14 protein-coding genes are annotated in these 17,043 nt (G+C 46.5%); 12 read left to right on the top strand and 2 right to left on the bottom strand.

The features are described from left to right. Nucleotides 1-12: 12 nt before the first annotated feature. The 12 genes from flgD (at nucleotide 13) to C1S74_RS06850 (ending at nucleotide 14,595) form a co-directional block, all read left to right on the top strand. Nucleotides 13-723: a flagellar hook assembly protein FlgD gene (gene flgD / locus C1S74_RS06910; RefSeq protein WP_038872887.1), complete on the top strand. Its 711-nt coding sequence runs from the start codon at nucleotides 13-15 to the stop codon at nucleotides 721-723. A gap of 32 nt (nucleotides 724-755) precedes the next feature. Next, nucleotides 756-2,069, top strand: coding sequence for a flagellar hook protein FlgE (gene flgE, locus C1S74_RS06905; RefSeq protein ID WP_009705674.1), 1,314 nt, complete (start codon nucleotides 756-758; stop codon nucleotides 2,067-2,069). Between the two features lie 308 nt (nucleotides 2,070-2,377). Further along, nucleotides 2,378-3,127: a flagellar basal body rod protein FlgF gene (locus C1S74_RS06900; RefSeq protein ID WP_045395902.1), complete on the top strand. Its 750-nt coding sequence runs from the start codon at nucleotides 2,378-2,380 to the stop codon at nucleotides 3,125-3,127. A gap of 18 nt (nucleotides 3,128-3,145) precedes the next feature. Then, on the top strand, nucleotides 3,146-3,934 hold the full coding sequence (gene flgG / locus C1S74_RS06895; protein WP_038872892.1) for a flagellar basal-body rod protein FlgG: 789 nt from the start codon (nucleotides 3,146-3,148) through the stop codon (nucleotides 3,932-3,934). 30 nt (nucleotides 3,935-3,964) lie between these two features. Further along, a complete protein-coding gene (flgH, locus tag C1S74_RS06890) occupies nucleotides 3,965-4,744 on the top strand; it encodes a flagellar basal body L-ring protein FlgH (protein WP_045395911.1) in 780 nt (259 codons plus the stop codon). A gap of 44 nt (nucleotides 4,745-4,788) precedes the next feature. Further along, a complete protein-coding gene (locus C1S74_RS06885; RefSeq protein ID WP_038879784.1) occupies nucleotides 4,789-5,880 on the top strand; it encodes a flagellar basal body P-ring protein FlgI in 1,092 nt (363 codons plus the stop codon). An 18-nt stretch (nucleotides 5,881-5,898) separates the two neighbouring features. Beyond that, entirely contained in the window at nucleotides 5,899-6,825 is a 927-nt protein-coding gene (gene flgJ, locus C1S74_RS06880; RefSeq protein ID WP_045395906.1) for a flagellar assembly peptidoglycan hydrolase FlgJ, read from the top strand. 165 nt (nucleotides 6,826-6,990) lie between these two features. Next, the gene (gene flgK / locus C1S74_RS06875; RefSeq protein WP_045395908.1) at nucleotides 6,991-8,904 is read left to right on the top strand and encodes a flagellar hook-associated protein FlgK; all 1,914 of its coding nucleotides are present in this window, start codon (nucleotides 6,991-6,993) and stop codon (nucleotides 8,902-8,904) included. A gap of 12 nt (nucleotides 8,905-8,916) precedes the next feature. Continuing rightward, nucleotides 8,917-10,107 carry a flagellar hook-associated protein FlgL gene (gene flgL, locus C1S74_RS06870; protein ID WP_038872898.1) on the top strand — a complete coding sequence of 397 codons (1,191 nt, stop codon included), beginning with the start codon at nucleotides 8,917-8,919 and terminating at the stop codon, nucleotides 10,105-10,107. Between the two features lie 444 nt (nucleotides 10,108-10,551). Next, the gene (locus C1S74_RS06865) at nucleotides 10,552-11,706 is read left to right on the top strand and encodes a flagellin (protein ID WP_038872900.1); all 1,155 of its coding nucleotides are present in this window, start codon (nucleotides 10,552-10,554) and stop codon (nucleotides 11,704-11,706) included. A 516-nt stretch (nucleotides 11,707-12,222) separates the two neighbouring features. Continuing rightward, nucleotides 12,223-13,356: a flagellin gene (locus C1S74_RS06855; protein WP_103415252.1), complete on the top strand. Its 1,134-nt coding sequence runs from the start codon at nucleotides 12,223-12,225 to the stop codon at nucleotides 13,354-13,356. A gap of 114 nt (nucleotides 13,357-13,470) precedes the next feature. Further along, complete coding sequence (locus C1S74_RS06850; RefSeq protein ID WP_045398967.1) at nucleotides 13,471-14,595, top strand: flagellin; 1,125 nt, start codon at nucleotides 13,471-13,473, stop codon at nucleotides 14,593-14,595. A gap of 98 nt (nucleotides 14,596-14,693) precedes the next feature. On the opposite strand, the gene crr is transcribed toward C1S74_RS06850, so the two are convergent. Further along, the gene (gene crr / locus C1S74_RS06845; RefSeq protein WP_005425608.1) at nucleotides 14,694-15,203 is read right to left on the bottom strand and encodes a PTS glucose transporter subunit IIA; all 510 of its coding nucleotides are present in this window, start codon (nucleotides 15,201-15,203) and stop codon (nucleotides 14,694-14,696) included. 105 nt (nucleotides 15,204-15,308) lie between these two features. Then, complete coding sequence (gene ptsI, locus C1S74_RS06840) at nucleotides 15,309-17,033, bottom strand: phosphoenolpyruvate-protein phosphotransferase PtsI (protein ID WP_042604265.1); 1,725 nt, start codon at nucleotides 17,031-17,033, stop codon at nucleotides 15,309-15,311. Nucleotides 17,034-17,043 lie beyond the last annotated feature (10 nt).

Here is a 17,043-nt window from a genome sequence, read left to right as displayed (position 1 = left end):
AGGGGGTAGCGTATGGCCGGAATTAACAACGTTGGTCAAAGCGGCTTGTCCTATATCGACCAGCTTAAAAGTCTACAAGAGAGCAACAAGAAGACGGAAGAGAGCACCGGTAAGCAAGACCTGAAACAGGAAGACTTCTTATCTTTGCTCACGAAGCAATTGTCGCAACAGGACCCTTTTAAGCCGGTAAGTAATGACCAGATGATTGCGCAAATGGCGTCATTTGCGACCGTAGATGGTATTGGCAAGATGAACTCTCAGTTCGAGAGCTTAAACTCGTCAATGACATCAAACCAAGCGTTACAAGCTTCCTCTTTGGTAGGTCGTGACGTATTGGTCCCAGGTGCGGCGGGTGTGAAGCAAGACAATGCTGCAATGGCGGCAATGGTTAAGCTTGCACAGCCAATCGACAACCTGTTTGTTCGAGTGGAAAACGAAGCGGGCCAATTGGTGCGTACTTTTGAGGTAGGTGCGAAACCAGCCGGTGACACTCGTGTACTTTGGGACGGTAATGATGAAAACGGTAATCCATTGCCTGCTGGTAAATACAATGTGAAAGCGTCTGGCTTGGTAGAAGGGGAGTCGCAAGAGTTCCCGGTGTCTACTTATGCGAACGTGAACAGTGTATTGCTAGGCAAGGGTGACGGAAACGTATTACTCAATCTGGCTGGTTTTGAATCGCCAGTTCGACTTGCAGAAGTATTGGAAGTCGGCAAAGCGTAATTCGATAACAGGTCAGGTTAGGAGATTTTGGAATGTCATATGTATCTTTAAGCGGTTTGTCCTCCGCTCAACTGGATTTGAACACCACCAGTAACAACATTGCGAACGCCAACACGTACGGCTTTAAAGAGTCTCGTGCGGAATTCAGCGATGTGTACTCGAACTCTTTGTTCACCAATGCAAAAACCACTCCGGGTGGCGGTGCACAAGCGAACCAAGTGGCGCAACAGTTCCACGAGGGTTCAAGCATTTACACCAATAACCCAATGGATTTGCGTGTGTCGGGTACGGGCTTCTTCGCGGTAGCGAAAGATCGCCTTATCCCTCAACAAAATGAAATGACACGTAACGGTGCATTCCATTTGAACAAAGAAAACTACATGGTAACGGCGAACGATGAGTTCCTACTTGGTTACCAAGTAAACCCAGAGTCTGGTGAGGTATCGTCTTACGAGCCACAACCAATCAATATTCCTGCAGAGTTTGGTAAGCCAAAGCAAACAGCGAACATTGAAGTGGGTGTGAACTTACCGGCTAACGGTGATTTGAAAGATCCAACTCAGTTTGATTTCTCAGATCCAGATACATATAACCGTTCAACGTCTTCGACGATTTACGATTCAATGGGTCAGTCTTACAAACTAACCACTTACTACTTGAAAGACCAAACTCAGCCGAACACGTGGCAAACTTACTACACAGTAACGGACAAGGGCGGTGAGAAGCCATTGAACGTTGCTAACGGTGATGCGGCAACACCAACGGGTCACGTTGGTCACACGATGAAGTTCAACAACGATGGTACGCTGGCAAGCTTGAACAACGGTCAGCCAATAACATCGGTAGCGTTGGGCGATCCTGCGACAAACACCAACCCAGTGGATTTAAACGGTGCCGATCCTGCGCAAACACTTAACTTTGGTTTAGGCTCAGCGACTCAGTTTGCTGCGCCATTCGAGCTGACAAAGTTCGATGAAGATGGCGCAACAACGGGCTTCCTAACTAAAGTAGACTTCGATGAAAACGGTAGCGTATTGGGTACTTACTCAAACGGTGAAAACGTAACATTGGGTCGTGTGGCGCTAGTACGTGTTCCTAACGAGCAAGGTCTGGATAAGAAAGGCGGCACTCAGTGGGATTCAACACAGTTCTCTGGTGATAAAATCTGGGGCGAATCAAACAAAGGCTCTTTCGGTACCATCAACAACGGTATGCTGGAACAGTCAAACATTGATATGACTCAGGAGCTGGTGGATCTTATTTCTGCTCAGCGTAACTTCCAAGCAAACTCACGTGCGCTAGAAGTACATAACCAACTGCAACAAAATATCCTACAGATCCGCTAGTACACTAGCCTGATAATCTGTTTGATCAAGCGCTGCGAGCCACGGCCGTTATCGCTTGGTAACATCATGACATTCATCTGATGCCCAATCTGAATAAACCTCAATTCAGGTTGGGCATGCTTTGATCTCTTACTTGCCGCTGTTGCCGCTTTGTGGATCACAATCTTGCCTCTCCTGCGACTTATTCCTTCATTATCCCCTTTTTAAATGTCTCGTTTTATATTCAAGTTTTTGATTAATAACATTAATTTAATATTGGCATAACTCTTGCTTTTTACTCCTTGTACAGAGAATTTTTGGAGTAAATTATGGATCGCGCACTGTTTCTCGCAATGAGCGGCGCCAAGCAAAATATGCAGGCCCTGCAATTGCGTGCCAACAACTTGGCAAACGTGAGTACAACTGGCTTTCGTGCTGACTTAGCACAAGCACGTTCTATGCAAGCTTATGGTGAAGGTCTCCCTACACGCGTATTCAGCATGACAGAACGCCCAGGGCATAACTTTGCCCAAGGCAGTGTGATTACTACGGGGCGCGATCTTGATATTACGGTAGAGGGCAATGGTTGGATTTCCGTTATGGACCAAACCGGTAAAGAAGGTTTGACGCGTAACGGCAACCTAAAAGTTGATCAAAATGGCTTGCTAACTAACGCGAGCGGTCATGTGATTTTGGGCGAAAACGACGCGCCAATCACGTTGCCAATCCCAGTATCCAAAATCGAAATCGGTCGTGACGGCACCATCTCTGTACTGCCTCAAGGTGCGCCGGCTGAAGAATTAGAAGTGGTTGAACGTATCAAGCTTGTGCGCACGGACGATCAAAATTTGTTTAAAGATACCAATGGCTTATTCCGCCATAAAACTCCAAACCAGCCTTACGAAGCAGACGGCTCTATCAGCATCCAAACTGGTGCAATTGAAGGTAGTAACGTGAATGCCGTAGGTGAAATGACCGCTCTGATTGACCTTCAACGTCAGTTTGAAATGCAGGTCAAAATGATGAGCACCGCTGAAGAGATGGACAAATCTTCAGATTCATTGCTTCGTATGAGTTAACAGAGTTAGAGGTTCACAATGCATCCAGCACTATGGGTAAGTAAAACGGGTCTAGACGCCCAACAAACCAATATCGCAACGATTTCGAATAACTTGGCGAACGCCTCAACCGTTGGCTACAAGAAGAGCCGTGCGGTATTCGAAGATTTGTTCTACCAAAACATTAACCAACCAGGTGGTCAGTCTTCTCAAAATACTGAACTTCCAAGTGGTTTGATGCTGGGTGCGGGTTCTAAAGTGGTCGCAACGCAAAAAGTGCACACGCACGGTAACGCGCAAACCACAACCAACGCATTGGATATGATGGTAGAAGGTGATGGCTTTTTCCAAGTGACACTACCAGACGGCAACATCGGTTACACCCGCAACGGTCAGTTCACGCTTGATGGTGAAGGGACATTGGTGACTTCTGGCTCTGGCTACGCAGTTGAACCTGAAATTGTGATTCCTGAAGACGCGATTTCTATCACAGTCGGCACAGACGGTGAAGTATCGGTACGTATCCGTGGTGAGCAAAACAACGTGGTTGTTGGCCAGTTAACCATCACTGATTTCGTTAACCCTGGTGGTCTAGAACCCATTGGTCAAAACCTTTACCTACCAACGGGCGCAAGTGGTGATCCACAAGAAGGTGTTCCCGGTCTTGATGGTTTAGGCGAGATTCGTCAATCCATGCTAGAAGCGTCCAACGTGAACGTGACCGAAGAGTTGGTCAACATGATCGAAGCGCAGCGCGTGTACGAAATGAACTCAAAAGTAATCTCATCCGTCGATAAGATGATGAGCTTCGTTAACCAGCAATTGTAATCGCTCGGATTAGGAATTAAGGGGTCAATGATGAAACGTATTTCTCTACTTGCACTTATCGCCACGATGTCTGGTTGTACGATGCTAGAACCGATCGAAACTGACGAAGTGAGTCAAGCGACAACCGTGGTAGATGCGGTTGAAGGCGATAAGTCGCAAGACGAGAGCAGCGGCATCATTGATACTCTACGCGGCAGAAGCGATCCTGTGGCGGGCGATCCGGCATGGGCACCTATTCACCCTAAACAAAAACCAGAGCACTATGCGGCAGCAACGGGCTCGTTGTTTAGCGCAGAACACATTACTGACCTATACGATGACTCTAAACCTCGCGGAATCGGCGACATCATTACCGTAACACTCGACGAAACGACTCGTGCGACTAAGAGTGCCAATGCCGATCTATCAAAAACCAACGATGCGAAAATGGAACCGCTGTCTGTTGGTGGTCAAGAGTTGCAAGTGGGCGGCAAATACAACTTCTCGTACGATTTGAACAACACGAATACTTTTGCTGGTGACTCATCAGCGAAACAGAGTAACAGCATCAGCGGTTACATCACGGTAGAAGTCATTGAGGTGCTGGCAAACGGCAACCTCGTGATTCGTGGGGAGAAGTGGATGACGCTAAATACGGGTGATGAGTACATTCGCCTAAGCGGCACTATTCGTCCTGATGATATTACTTTTGACAACACTATTGCGTCAAACCGCGTATCAAACGCAAGAATCCAATATTCAGGTACCGGTTTACCACAAGATATGCAAGAGCCGGGCTTCTTGGCACGATTCTTTAATGTAGCCTTATAAGACGCCGCATTGACGGCAATTTGACTGCAAGAGATTAAGTAAGCATGAAAAGAATCCTATTAGCACTGTTGAGCGTTGCGCTGTTTGCAACCACAGCCCAAGCTGCGCGTATTAAAGACGTAGCACAAGTGGCTGGTGTGCGTAGTAACCAACTTGTCGGTTATGGCTTGGTTTCAGGCTTACCAGGTACGGGCGAATCGAACCCGTTTACTGAGCAAAGCTTCGCGGCAATGCTGCAAAACTTCGGCATTCAAATGCCGCCAGGCACTAAGCCGAAAATCAAAAACGTTGCCGCGGTAATGGTGACGGCTGAATTGCCTCCATTTTCAAAGCCGGGACAACAAGTCGACGTCACTGTGTCCTCTATCGGTAGTGCGAAAAGCCTGCGTGGTGGTACGTTATTACAAACGTTCCTAAAAGGTTTGGACGGTGAAGTATACGCAGTCGCGCAAGGCAATTTAGTCGTGAGTGGCTTTAGTGCAGAAGGCGCAGACGGCTCTAAGATTGTGGGTAATAACCCAACGGTCGGTCTTATTTCTAGTGGTGCCATGGTAGAGCGTGAAATCCCAAACCCATTTGGTCGTGGCGATTACATCACCTTTAACCTTCTGGATTCTGACTTTACCACTGCGCAGCGCATGGCAGATGCCGTGAATAACTTCCTTGGTCCCCAAATGGCCAGTGCCGTTGACGCGACTTCTGTTCGTGTTCGAGCACCACGTGATGTAAGCCAACGTGTGGCCTTCTTATCAGCTATCGAGAACCTAGAGTTCGATCCGGCTGATGGCGCGGCGAAAATCATTGTGAACTCTCGTACCGGCACCATTGTTGTCGGGAAACACGTTCGCCTTAAACCTGCGGCAGTGACGCACGGTGGCATGACGGTAGCAATCAAAGAAAACCTCAATGTGAGCCAACCAAATGGCTTCTCTGGTGGTCAAACGGTGGTTGTGCCGGACTCAGATATCGAAGTGAATGAAGAAAAAGGCAAGATGTTCAAGTTCGAACCGGGCTTAACGCTGGATGATCTTGTTCGCGCAGTCAATGAAGTCGGTGCAGCTCCGTCGGATTTGATGGCGATTCTGCAAGCATTGAAACAAGCTGGTGCCATTGAAGGCCAGTTGATCATCATCTAATCGATTAGGAGAAAAAGCATGGTGAACAATCCTAACGATATTGGCTTTATTCATGACATCAGCTCCCTTGATACGCTTCGTCAAAAAGCGGTGAAAGAAGGCAAAGATGGCGAGCATGAAGCACTGCAAGCAGCGGCTCGTCAGTTTGAATCTATCTTTACTTCGATGATGCTGAAATCGATGCGTGAAGCCAACGAAGGCTTTGAATCGAATTTCATGAATAGCCAAAACGAAAAGTTCTACCGTCAAATGCTGGATGAGCAGATGGCGAGTAACTTGAGTGCATCTGGCTCGATGGGCCTTGCTGACATGATTGTGAAGCAACTAACCGTTGGTCAAGGTGATGATAAGAGTGAAACAGCCATGCGCGATGCGGCAAATAATGCTGTGGAATATCGTCGCGTGGATCCAAAGAAAGCGCGTGAAATCGAGCAACGTTTAATTGAATCTGGCCAGTTGTCGCGTCCGGGTTCTCAGCCATCACGTTTTGATACGCCAGAATCTTTTGTTAACTCGATGAAGCCTTACGCCGACCGAGCAGCAAAAGCCTTGGGTGTGGAGCCTTCATTATTACTTGCTCAAGCCGCGCTAGAAACGGGCTGGGGGCAAAAGGTGGTTCAGAATGCGCGTGGTAGCAGTAACAACCTGTTCAACATCAAAGCTGACCGAAGCTGGCAAGGCGACAAGGTAACAACGCAAACACTGGAATTCCATGATAATACACCAGTGAAAGAGACGGCGGCGTTCCGCTCTTATTCGAACTACCAAGACAGTTTTAACGATTATGTACGATTCTTAAACGAGAACCCTCGCTACGAAATGGCACTTCAGCAAGGCGGTGATTCCGAGTCCTTTATTCGTGGTATTCACAGTGCAGGCTACGCCACCGACCCGAATTACGCAGACAAAGTACTGCAAGTGAAGCAGAAAATTGAAAGCATGTAATTGATATCGTTTTTGAATGCTAAACCTTCATTTGATAAGGCTTGCCATGGTGCAAGCCTTTCTTTTTTCCTAGGTTATTTCCTTTTAATAAACTGGCACACCTTTTGCTAAAAGTTCAGTAGGTGATCGGTTCATTCCGGTTTTATTTCGTTTTTGGGGGCATGTATGGCGTCAGATCTGTTGAATGTAGGTACACAAAGTGTGCTTACTGCTCAGCGACAGTTGAATACAACTGGTCATAACATTTCTAATGCGAATACAGAAGGTTACAGTCGTCAGTCTGTTATCCAAGGCACCAACGATCCTCGCCAATTTGGTGGTTCTACCTATGGCATGGGCGTGCATGTGGAAAATGTTCGCCGCTCTTGGGATCAGTTTGCCGTCAAAGAGCTTAATCTTTCTACGACCAACTACGCTGCCAAGCTTGATGACGAAAAAAATCTCGACTTACTTTCGAGTATGTTGTCGTCGGTCGCGTCAAAGAAGATCCCTGAGAACCTTAATGAATGGTTTGATGCGGTGAAAACCATGGCAGACACCCCAAATGACATGGGCGCACGTAAGGTGGTGTTAGAAAAAGCTAAGCTGCTCAGCGATACCTTAAACGAATTTCACGAAACCGTTCGTCAGCAATCGGATGTGACCAACAAATCGCTCGATATGGGCATTGAACGTGTGAACCAACTTGCTGTTGAGATCCGCGATGTCCACCGTTTGATGATGCGAACTCCTGGTCCTCACAACGACTTGATGGACCAACACGAAAAGCTGATTAAAGAACTTTCTGAGTACACCAAAGTGACGGTCACGCCACGTAAAAACTCAGAAGGTTTCAACGTGCACATTGGCAACGGGCATACCTTGGTCTCAGGTACTGAAGCCAGCCAATTAAAGATGATTGATGGCTCACCTGATGTACATCAACGCCGTCTTGCTATGGTGGAAGGTGGCGGTATTAAAGCCATTAAGTCGGACGACATCGACGGAAAAATCGGTGCGATGCTGAAAATGCGCGACGAACATATTCCTCAAGTGATGGATGAGTTGGGTCGATTAGCGACCGCATTCTCAAGTGAAATTAACCACTTGCAATCACAAGGCTTAGATCACAACGGAAATGTTGGTGACCCGTTGTTTACTGATGTTAACTCAGAGCGCTTGGCGAAATCCCGTGTGGTCGCCGGCCCTCAATCAACCGCAGATATGGCGGTGTACATCAATGACATTAGTGCATTAAAGGGTGGGGAGTATTCACTGCGTTACGACGGTGACAGCTACGCGGTGACCAAACCAAACGGTGAAACCGTCAAACTGAATACTGATGCTGGCAATGCAATATACATTGACGGCATGCGTGTCGAAGTGCGCAATGAGCCAAAAGTGGGTGAGCATGTGCTGCTTCGACCAACCCGTAGTAGTGCAGCACAAATGAAAGTCGAAACCACTGATCCAAAAGCAATTGCCGCACAAAGCTATGAGGCATCGACAACCTTTGCCCAAGGTAACGCAAAATTCGAAATTATCGATGCGGGCGACCTGCGTGAATTTGAAGTGGTGGTCTCACCTACGGGCGATCAATTTGCCGTTACCGATACCAAAGGCAATGTGATTATGCCTCCGCAGCCGTATCCGCCTACAGGGCCTGTTTCAGTGTCTTTGCCTAGTAATCACCCGAGTTACAAAAATGGCGGAGCAACGGTATTCGAGCTTAGCTCTGGTGCGCTGGCGAATGACAAGTTTACCGCTAACCTAGTCCCTTCTGAGGGTGATAACGGTAACTTGCGTAAGATGCAGAACATTCAAACTGACAAAAAGATGAACGGCAATGAATCGACGATTCTGAGTTTGTATTACAACTTGAATACGGACGTGGGGCTTAAGACTTCAACCGCAACGCGTTTGTCAGACGTCGCTCAACTAGAAAGTGAAGCGGCACAAGAGCGTGTGGCGTCGATCTCGGGGGTAAATCTCGATGAAGAAGCGGCAAACATGATGAAGTTCCAACAGGCGTATATGGCCTCTTCTCGTGTGATGCAGGCAGCCAATGACACCTTCAACACCATCTTGCAGTTGCGATAAAGGAGGCCCTAGATGTTAACGAGAATTTCTAGCTTCCATAACTACCAGTCAGTGCAGAATGACCTGCGCCGTCAGGAAAACAAGGTACACCATAATCAGGAGCAACTTGCTTCTGGTAAGCAGTTGACCAAGCCGAGTGATGATCCACTTGCGACGCACTATATTCAGAGCATTGGCCAGCAAGAAGAGCAGCTAAAGCAATATCTTGATGCAATTGTTCTGGTTCGTAATCGACTAGAAAACCAAGAAGTGGTGATTGCCAATGCTGAGCAATTCACTGATGAATCGAAACGCATTTCGATGGAAATGATCAACGGTGCGTTTTCTCCGGAAGACCGCGCAGCAAAGAAGCGTGAGTTGGAAGAAATTGCGAATAACTTCTTGGCGCTTGTGAATACACAAGATGAGTCTGGTAACTATGTGTTTGCGGGAACGAAACCAAAAACACAGCCATTTTTCCGTGATTCTGATGGCAGTGTGGTGTACACCGGCGACGATTACCAGCGCAAGATGAAGATCGCCAGCAATATGGAACTGGGCATTAACTATCCAGGGAATCAACTGTTCTCGGAGATACCCAATCCGTTTGGCGATTTTGAGCCGCAGTATGACTTGAAGGAAGGTTCTGAGCTCTTACTTGGTCAAGCGACCAATGCATCATCAGACAATGCCAACTACAAAGTCACGTTTGTCGACATGAGCAACGGCAAGTTTGGTTACCAGTTGGAAAAAGACGGCAGTATTGTTCAAGTGGATGACTATTCACCGGTCGACGGGATTCAATACGAAGGCGTCAATATTCAGCTTAAAGGGCAGGTGACGGCAGGAGATAGCATTGCGCTTGAACCACGTGAAACCTTTAGCGTTTTTGACGCGTTTCGGGAAACTATGTCTTGGTCAGACAGTTCAGTGTCGGATGCGTCAGCAACGGCAAAGCTTCACCAGATGACAGAAGAATTTCAAGCGGCCTTCGTTCACATGAACAAAGTCAGAACCGACTTGGGTGCTAAGTTGAGTACGCTCGATATTCAAGAGCAAAACCACGAAGATTTTAATTTGTCTCTGGCGAAAGCGAAGAGCAATTTTGAGGATTTGGATTATTCCAAAGCAGTGATTGAGTTCAGTGAGAACTCACGTGCGCTGCAAGCCTCACAACAGGCTTTTGGTAAAACAAAAGACCTGACACTGTTTAACTACATCTAAGACGTTCACAGATTTCAATCTGTTGTGATTGTGCTTTATTTTGATGCCTTATGTGCCAAGCCTTAAGCGCGATAAATAGAGCAGAACAAACATGACTGTCGAGCAGATGCGGCACGATTTTACCGAAAGCGGCAATGCGTAAAGTGGCAATGGTAACGGCAACAGAAAAACAGTGAACCGATAGCAATACATGATGACCTTGCGTGGAATGAAAGCGCAGGAAAATAGAACTAACTTGTTGTTTATTTGTTCGTTTCTAAAAGAGTAAATAATGGTTAATAAGTTGGCACACAAATTGTATTGATGTTGGCAGAACAGACTTACGAGATTCTAAACCCTGCCTTATGGGCAGATTTAGCAAGTAATTTTTACGGTCAGTGCTTATCCAAATGAGAGTAAAGCTGGCCGCTTCGCAAAAGCTTGCGAACTCAAAAGGAGAGCAAAATGGCTGTAACAGTTAGTACTAACGTTTCCGCGATGACCGCGCAGCGTTATTTAAACAAGGCGAGCAACGAGCTAAACACCTCGATGGAACGCCTGTCATCAGGACATAAGATTAACAGTGCAAAAGACGATGCCGCAGGTCTGCAGATCTCTAACCGTCTAACTGCACAGTCTCGTGGTCTTGATGTAGCAATGCGCAACGCAAACGATGGTATCTCGATTGCCCAAACAGCAGAAGGCGCGATGAATGAAGCGACGTCAGTGATGCAACGTATGCGTGACTTGGCGATTCAATCTTCAAACGGCACTAACTCTCCAGCAGAGCGTCAGGCGATCAACGAAGAATCATCAGCATTGACTGACGAGCTTAACCGTATCGCAGAAACAACCTCATTTGGTGGTCGTCGCCTATTGAACGGTTCGTTCGGTGAAGCAGCATTCCAAATCGGTTCAAGCTCTGGTGAAGCAATGATCATGGCGCTAACGAGCATCCGCGCGGATGACCAGCGTATGGGCGGTGTGACTTTCTTCTCTGAGAACGGTAAAGACAAAGACTGGGGTGTCGACCCGGCTAAAGCGGACCTAAAAATCACGCTCCCTGGCATGGGTGAAGACGAAGATGGCAACCCAGATGATCTAGAGATCAATATCAACGCAAAAACAGGCGACGATATTGAAGAGTTGGCAACGTACATCAACGGCCAATCTGATATGATCAATGCATCGGTAAGCGAAGACGGCAAGCTACAAGTGTTTGTTGCTCACCCGAATGTTCAAGGCGATATTTCAATCTCTGGTGGTCTAGCGTCTGATCTTGGTTTGACAGAAGATGCAGTGCGTACTTCAGTGCAAGACATCGACATGACAACTGTACAAGGTTCTCAGAACGCGATTTCTGTACTGGACTCAGCGCTTAAGTACGTGGATTCACAACGTGCTGACCTTGGTGCGAAACAAAACCGTCTGAGCCACAGCATCAACAACTTGGCGAACATCCAAGAGAACGTTGACGCATCGAACAGCCGAATTAAAGATACGGACTTTGCGAAAGAAACCACGCAAATGACCAAAGCTCAAATATTGCAACAAGCAGGTACTTCGATTCTTGCTCAAGCAAAACAGTTGCCAAACTCTGCGATGTCACTATTGCAGTAGTTTACCTTGCCTGTGTTCAATACATTCAGACGTGGATGGGAATGCAGGCTTGTGGCAAGCAACTTTATAATAGAATGTGCGGCTCTCTCATCTCTCACCTGCCAATCATTTTCAATGTAAGGTTGCACCCGGTGTGCCGGTTATGTGTTCATTTCTCTTGATCTCCACATAGGCTCTGGCTACCAACCTAGCCCCAGTTCTCTCAAAGGAAAAGGGGCTTTTTCTTTTCTATCTCCTAAATAAAACCTTCTTCACCTTCATCTTACTCATTGCTTTTTAGTGGCTTTTGATTGTTCTTTGATCAATTTAGAACGCTCGGCTTAAGCTGCAGAAACTTGAGGCCTTTTTTCTACTTTTCTTCATTTTTTCTAGTCAAATCTCGCAAATTCATTTTTTTTGATTTTTTCCTAAAGCTTCTGAAATCCGAGTCGTTAATAGAAGTAACTTTGAGAGAACTACTTGGTTTTCCGAGACGTCGGAAACCGCTACATCGGAAAATCAATTGGAGAAATCACCATGGCAGTGAATGTAAACACAAACGTATCAGCGATGACCGCTCAGCGTTACCTAAACAACGCAAACTCAGCACAACAAACTTCTATGGAGCGTTTGTCTTCGGGTTTCAAAATCAACAGCGCAAAAGACGACGCTGCGGGTCTTCAAATCTCGAACCGCTTGAACGTACAAAGCCGTGGCCTGGATGTGGCTGTTCGTAACGCGAACGACGGTATCTCGATTGCACAAACTGCTGAAGGTGCAATGAACGAGACAACCAACATCCTGCAACGTATGCGTGACCTATCTCTTCAATCTGCGAACGGCTCTAACTCAAAATCTGAGCGTGTTGCGATTCAAGAAGAAGTAACGGCACTGAACGATGAATTAAACCGTATCGCTGAAACGACATCTTTCGGTGGTAACCGCCTACTTAACGGTACTTACGGCACTCAGTCTTTCCAAATCGGTGCGGACAACGGTGAAGCAGTAATGCTTAACCTAAAAGACATGCGCTCAGACAACCAAATGATGGGCGGCGTGAGCTACCAAGCTGACAACGGTAAAGACAAAAACTGGAACGTTGAAGCGGGCAAAAACGACCTGAAAATCAGCCTAACGGACAGCTTTGGTCAAGAGCAAGAAATCAACATCAGCGCGAAAGCGGGTGACGATATCGAAGAGCTAGCGACGTACATCAACGGTCAAACAGACCTAGTGAAAGCGTCAGTAGACCAAGACGGTAAGCTGCAAGTGTTTGCGGGCAACAACAAAGTGGAAGGCGACGTTGAATTCTCTGGCGGCCTATCTGGTGAGCTAGGTCTAAACGACGGTAAGAAAGTAACGGTTGATACCATCGATGTAACATCAGTAGGTGGCGCACAAGAATCTGTGGCTATCATTGATGCAGCATTGAAATACGTAGACAGCCACCGTGCAGAGCTAGGTGCTTTCCAAAACCGTTTCAACCACGCAATCAGCAACTTGGATAACATCAATGAAAACGTGAACGCGTCGAAGAGCCGTATCAAAGATACCGACTTCGCAAAAGAAACGACTCAAATGACCAAGTCACAAATTCTATCGCAAGCGTCAAGCTCAATCCTTGCGCAAGCGAAACAAGCGCCAAACTCAGCGCTAAGCCTACTAGGTTAATCAACCTAATACGACGCGATACAAAAGCCAGGCTCACCCCTGGCTTTTTGCTTATTCAAATCACGCATTAGGTACACCGAATAGGACAGGTGACAAGGAGTTCGTATCGATTAGATGGTCTCTTTAAATACCAATGTCACTGCGATGATGACGCAGCGACACCTCAGTCATGCGGCTGAGCAAAACATAGAGTCACAGCGAAATCTCACTTCAGGCTATCGGATTAACTCAGCCAGTGATGATGCTGCTGGTTTGCAAATTTCCAATACTCTTAATGTCCAAACAAGAGGGCTTGATGTTGCCTTAAGAAATGCGCACGACGCGTATTCGGTGGCACAAACTGCGGAAGGGGCTTTGCATGAGAGTAGTGATATATTGCAACGCTTACGTTCTCTGGGGCTTCAAGCTGCGAACGGCAGTAATGATTCAAGTGATCGACAAAGTATTCAATACGAGGTCGTAGCGCTGCAAGATGAGCTTGATCGTGTCGCGATCACGACGACATTTGCAGATAAGAACCTATTTGATGGATCTTATGGTTCTCAAAGCTTTCATATCGGCGCGAATGCCAACTCAATCTCTTTGACGCTGAAAAATATGCGCAGCCATATCCCCGAGATGGGCGGCCAACATTATATTGGTGATGCCGTTGATAAAGATTGGCGAGTTACGAGTGACAATCAAAGCATCTCATTTGAATATCTTGATAAAGAAGGGCGACACCAGACGGAATCTATCGAATTCAAATTGGGTGACCGCGTTGAACAAGTAGCGACTTATATCAATGCTCAGCAATCGATAGTAAGTGCCTCGGTAACAGAAAACCATGAACTGCAGTTCTTTGCTTCAACCTTGAATGCACCAGAAGGTGTAGAGCTGAAGGGGCGTTTAGCGAATGAGCTTGATGTAAGTTCCGGTGAGCTCGTTGCTATGGATGATATCGATATGTCGACAGTTGGTGGGGCACAGCTTTCGATTGGGGTGATTGATGCCGCTATTAAGTATGTTGATTCACACAGAAGTGAAATCGGTGGCTTTCAAAACCGTATCAGTGGCACCATGGATAACCTGAATACGGTGAACCGTAGTGTGACGGAATCCAAAGGACGGATACGAGATACGGACTTTGCTCGTGAGTCGACGGAGATGGTGCGTTCGAAAGTACTGCAAGATGCAACAACTGCTTTGTTGGCTCAGGCGAAGCAGAAACCAAGCTCGGCACTTGGGTTGCTCAGTTAAACCAGTTTTAGCGATGAAAGTTTTTTGGAAACAAAAGCTTCAGGTAATAAAAAACGCTGCCAATGGCAGCGTTTTTTTCGTGTTAGGCTAAGTAAAAATTACTTAGTTACACGTAGAACTGGAGTTTCACCAACAGTTACAGAACCAGAAAGCTTGTTCAGCTCTTTGATTTCGTCCATGTTAGAGATAACAACTGGAGTTAGCGTTGATTTCGCTTTCTCTTCTAGAAGAGCAAGATCGAATTCAATTACAGTGTCGCCAGCTTTAACAGTTTGACCTTCTTCAGCGATGCGCTTGAAGCCTTCGCCTTTTAGTTCAACAGTATCGATACCGAAGTGAACGAAAAGCTCAACACCGTCGTCAGACTCGATAGAGAATGCGTGGTTTGTTTCGAAGATCTTACCGATAGTACCGTTTACAGGAGCTACCATTTTGTTACCAGCAGGTTTGATAGCAATACCGTCACCAACGATTTTCTCAGCGAAAACAACATCTGGCACATCTTCGATGTTCACGATCTCACCAGAAAGTGGTGCGATGATTTCGATTGCACCTGCGTCAGCGCTGTCGTCAGATACTAGCTTCTTAAGTTTGTCAAACAGACCCATTGTGTCATGCTCCTAACGTTTTATTTAATTCTGTCGAATTATAGTATACCAATCTTACGAGATAGACGACTTTTTTTAACCGCCTATCCCATTGGAATTAGTTGATTATTGAGTTTTCTCTGCAATGAACTTTTCTACAACAGCTTCGATTTCTGCTGCTGTTGGTAGAGAAAGTGCTTCTTCAGCCATTGCTTTCACTTCTGCGAAGTTAGAGTTACGGATAACTTTCTTCACTTTAGGGATAGAGATGCCACTCATAGAGAACTCGTCTAGACCCATACCTAGAAGTAGAAGTGTTGCACGCTCATCACCTGCAAGCTCACCACACATACCAGTCCATTTACCTTCAGCGTGAGAAGCGTCGATAACTTGCTTAATCACAGTAAGTACCGCTGGTGATAGTGGGTTGTAAAGATGAGAAATCATCTCGTTACCACGGTCAACCGCTAGTGTGTACTGAGTTAGGTCGTTTGTACCGATAGAGAAGAAAGATACTTCCTTCGCTAGGTGGTGCGCGATAGCTGCTGCAGCTGGAGTCTCAACCATTACACCGATTTCGATGCTTTCGTCGAATGCATGACCTTCCGCGCGAAGTTCCGCTTTGTACTCTTCGATTGCTTTCTTAAGCTCACGGATTTCTTCAACAGAGATGATCATTGGGAACATGATACGTAGCTTACCGTGTGCAGATGCACGTAGGATACCGCGTAGCTGGTCACGTAGGATTTCACGACGATCCAAGCTGATACGTACTGCACGCCAGCCTAGGAACGGGTTCATCTCTTTTGGTAGATCCATGTATGGAAGATCTTTGTCGCCGCCGATGTCCATAGTACGGATGATCACAGACTCACCGTTCATTGCTTCCGCAACTTCTTTGTAAGCTTGGTATTGCTCTTCTTCAGTAGGAAGTGCATCACGGTCCATGAACAGGAATTCAGTACGGTACAGACCAACGCCTTCACCACCGTTACGGATGATACCGTCACAGTCTTTAACTGTACCGATGTTACCGCAAACTTCTACGCGGTGACCGTCAGTCGTTTCTGCGTGTAGGTCTTTTAGCTTAGCTAGTTCTTCTTTCTCAGCGATGAATGCCGCTTTAACTGCTTTCGCGTCTTCTAGTTCAGCTTCAGATGGGTTGATAACGACTTTGTTGTTCATCGCATCAAGAATCAGCATGTCGCCGTTCTTAACTTGCTTAGTGATGTCGTTAGTACCAACGATAGCTGGAAGTTCTAGTGAACGAGCCATGATTGAAGTGTGAGAAGTACGACCGCCGATGTCACAAGCAAAACCAAGAACGTAGTCTAGGTTGATTTGTGCCGTTTCAGATGGCGTTAGGTCGTAAGCCACTAGGATAACTTCTTCATTGATGTCGCTTAGCGAAACAATGTTGATGCCTAGAGCGTTCTTAACGAAACGAGAACCGATGTCACGGATATCAGTTGCACGTTCTTTCAGGTATTCGTCGTCTAGTGACTCAAGAGCACATGCTTGCTCTTCGATAACTGAATGAATAGCGTGGTCCGCAGACATTTTGTCGTTTTTGATAAGTGCTAGGATTTCTTCTTCTAGCTCTTCGTCTTCAAGAAGCATGATGTGACCTTCAAAGATCGCTTCTTTTTCTTCGCCAAACGTTTCAAGCGCTTTTTGCTTGATAGTTTCTAGTTGAGCAGAAGATTTGTTACGAGCGTCAAAGAAACGTGCAACTTCTGCTTCTACTTGATCATCAGAAATAGTGTTTGTGTTTAGGACAATTTCATCTTCTTGAAGTAGTAGTGCTTTACCGATTGCAATACCAGGAGATGCTAGGATGCCTGAAATCATAGCCTTACCT

This window comes from Vibrio hyugaensis (assembly GCF_002906655.1).
Lineage (GTDB): Bacteria > Pseudomonadota > Gammaproteobacteria > Enterobacterales > Vibrionaceae > Vibrio > Vibrio hyugaensis.
This window is presented reverse-complemented; position numbering and strand designations above follow the sequence as displayed.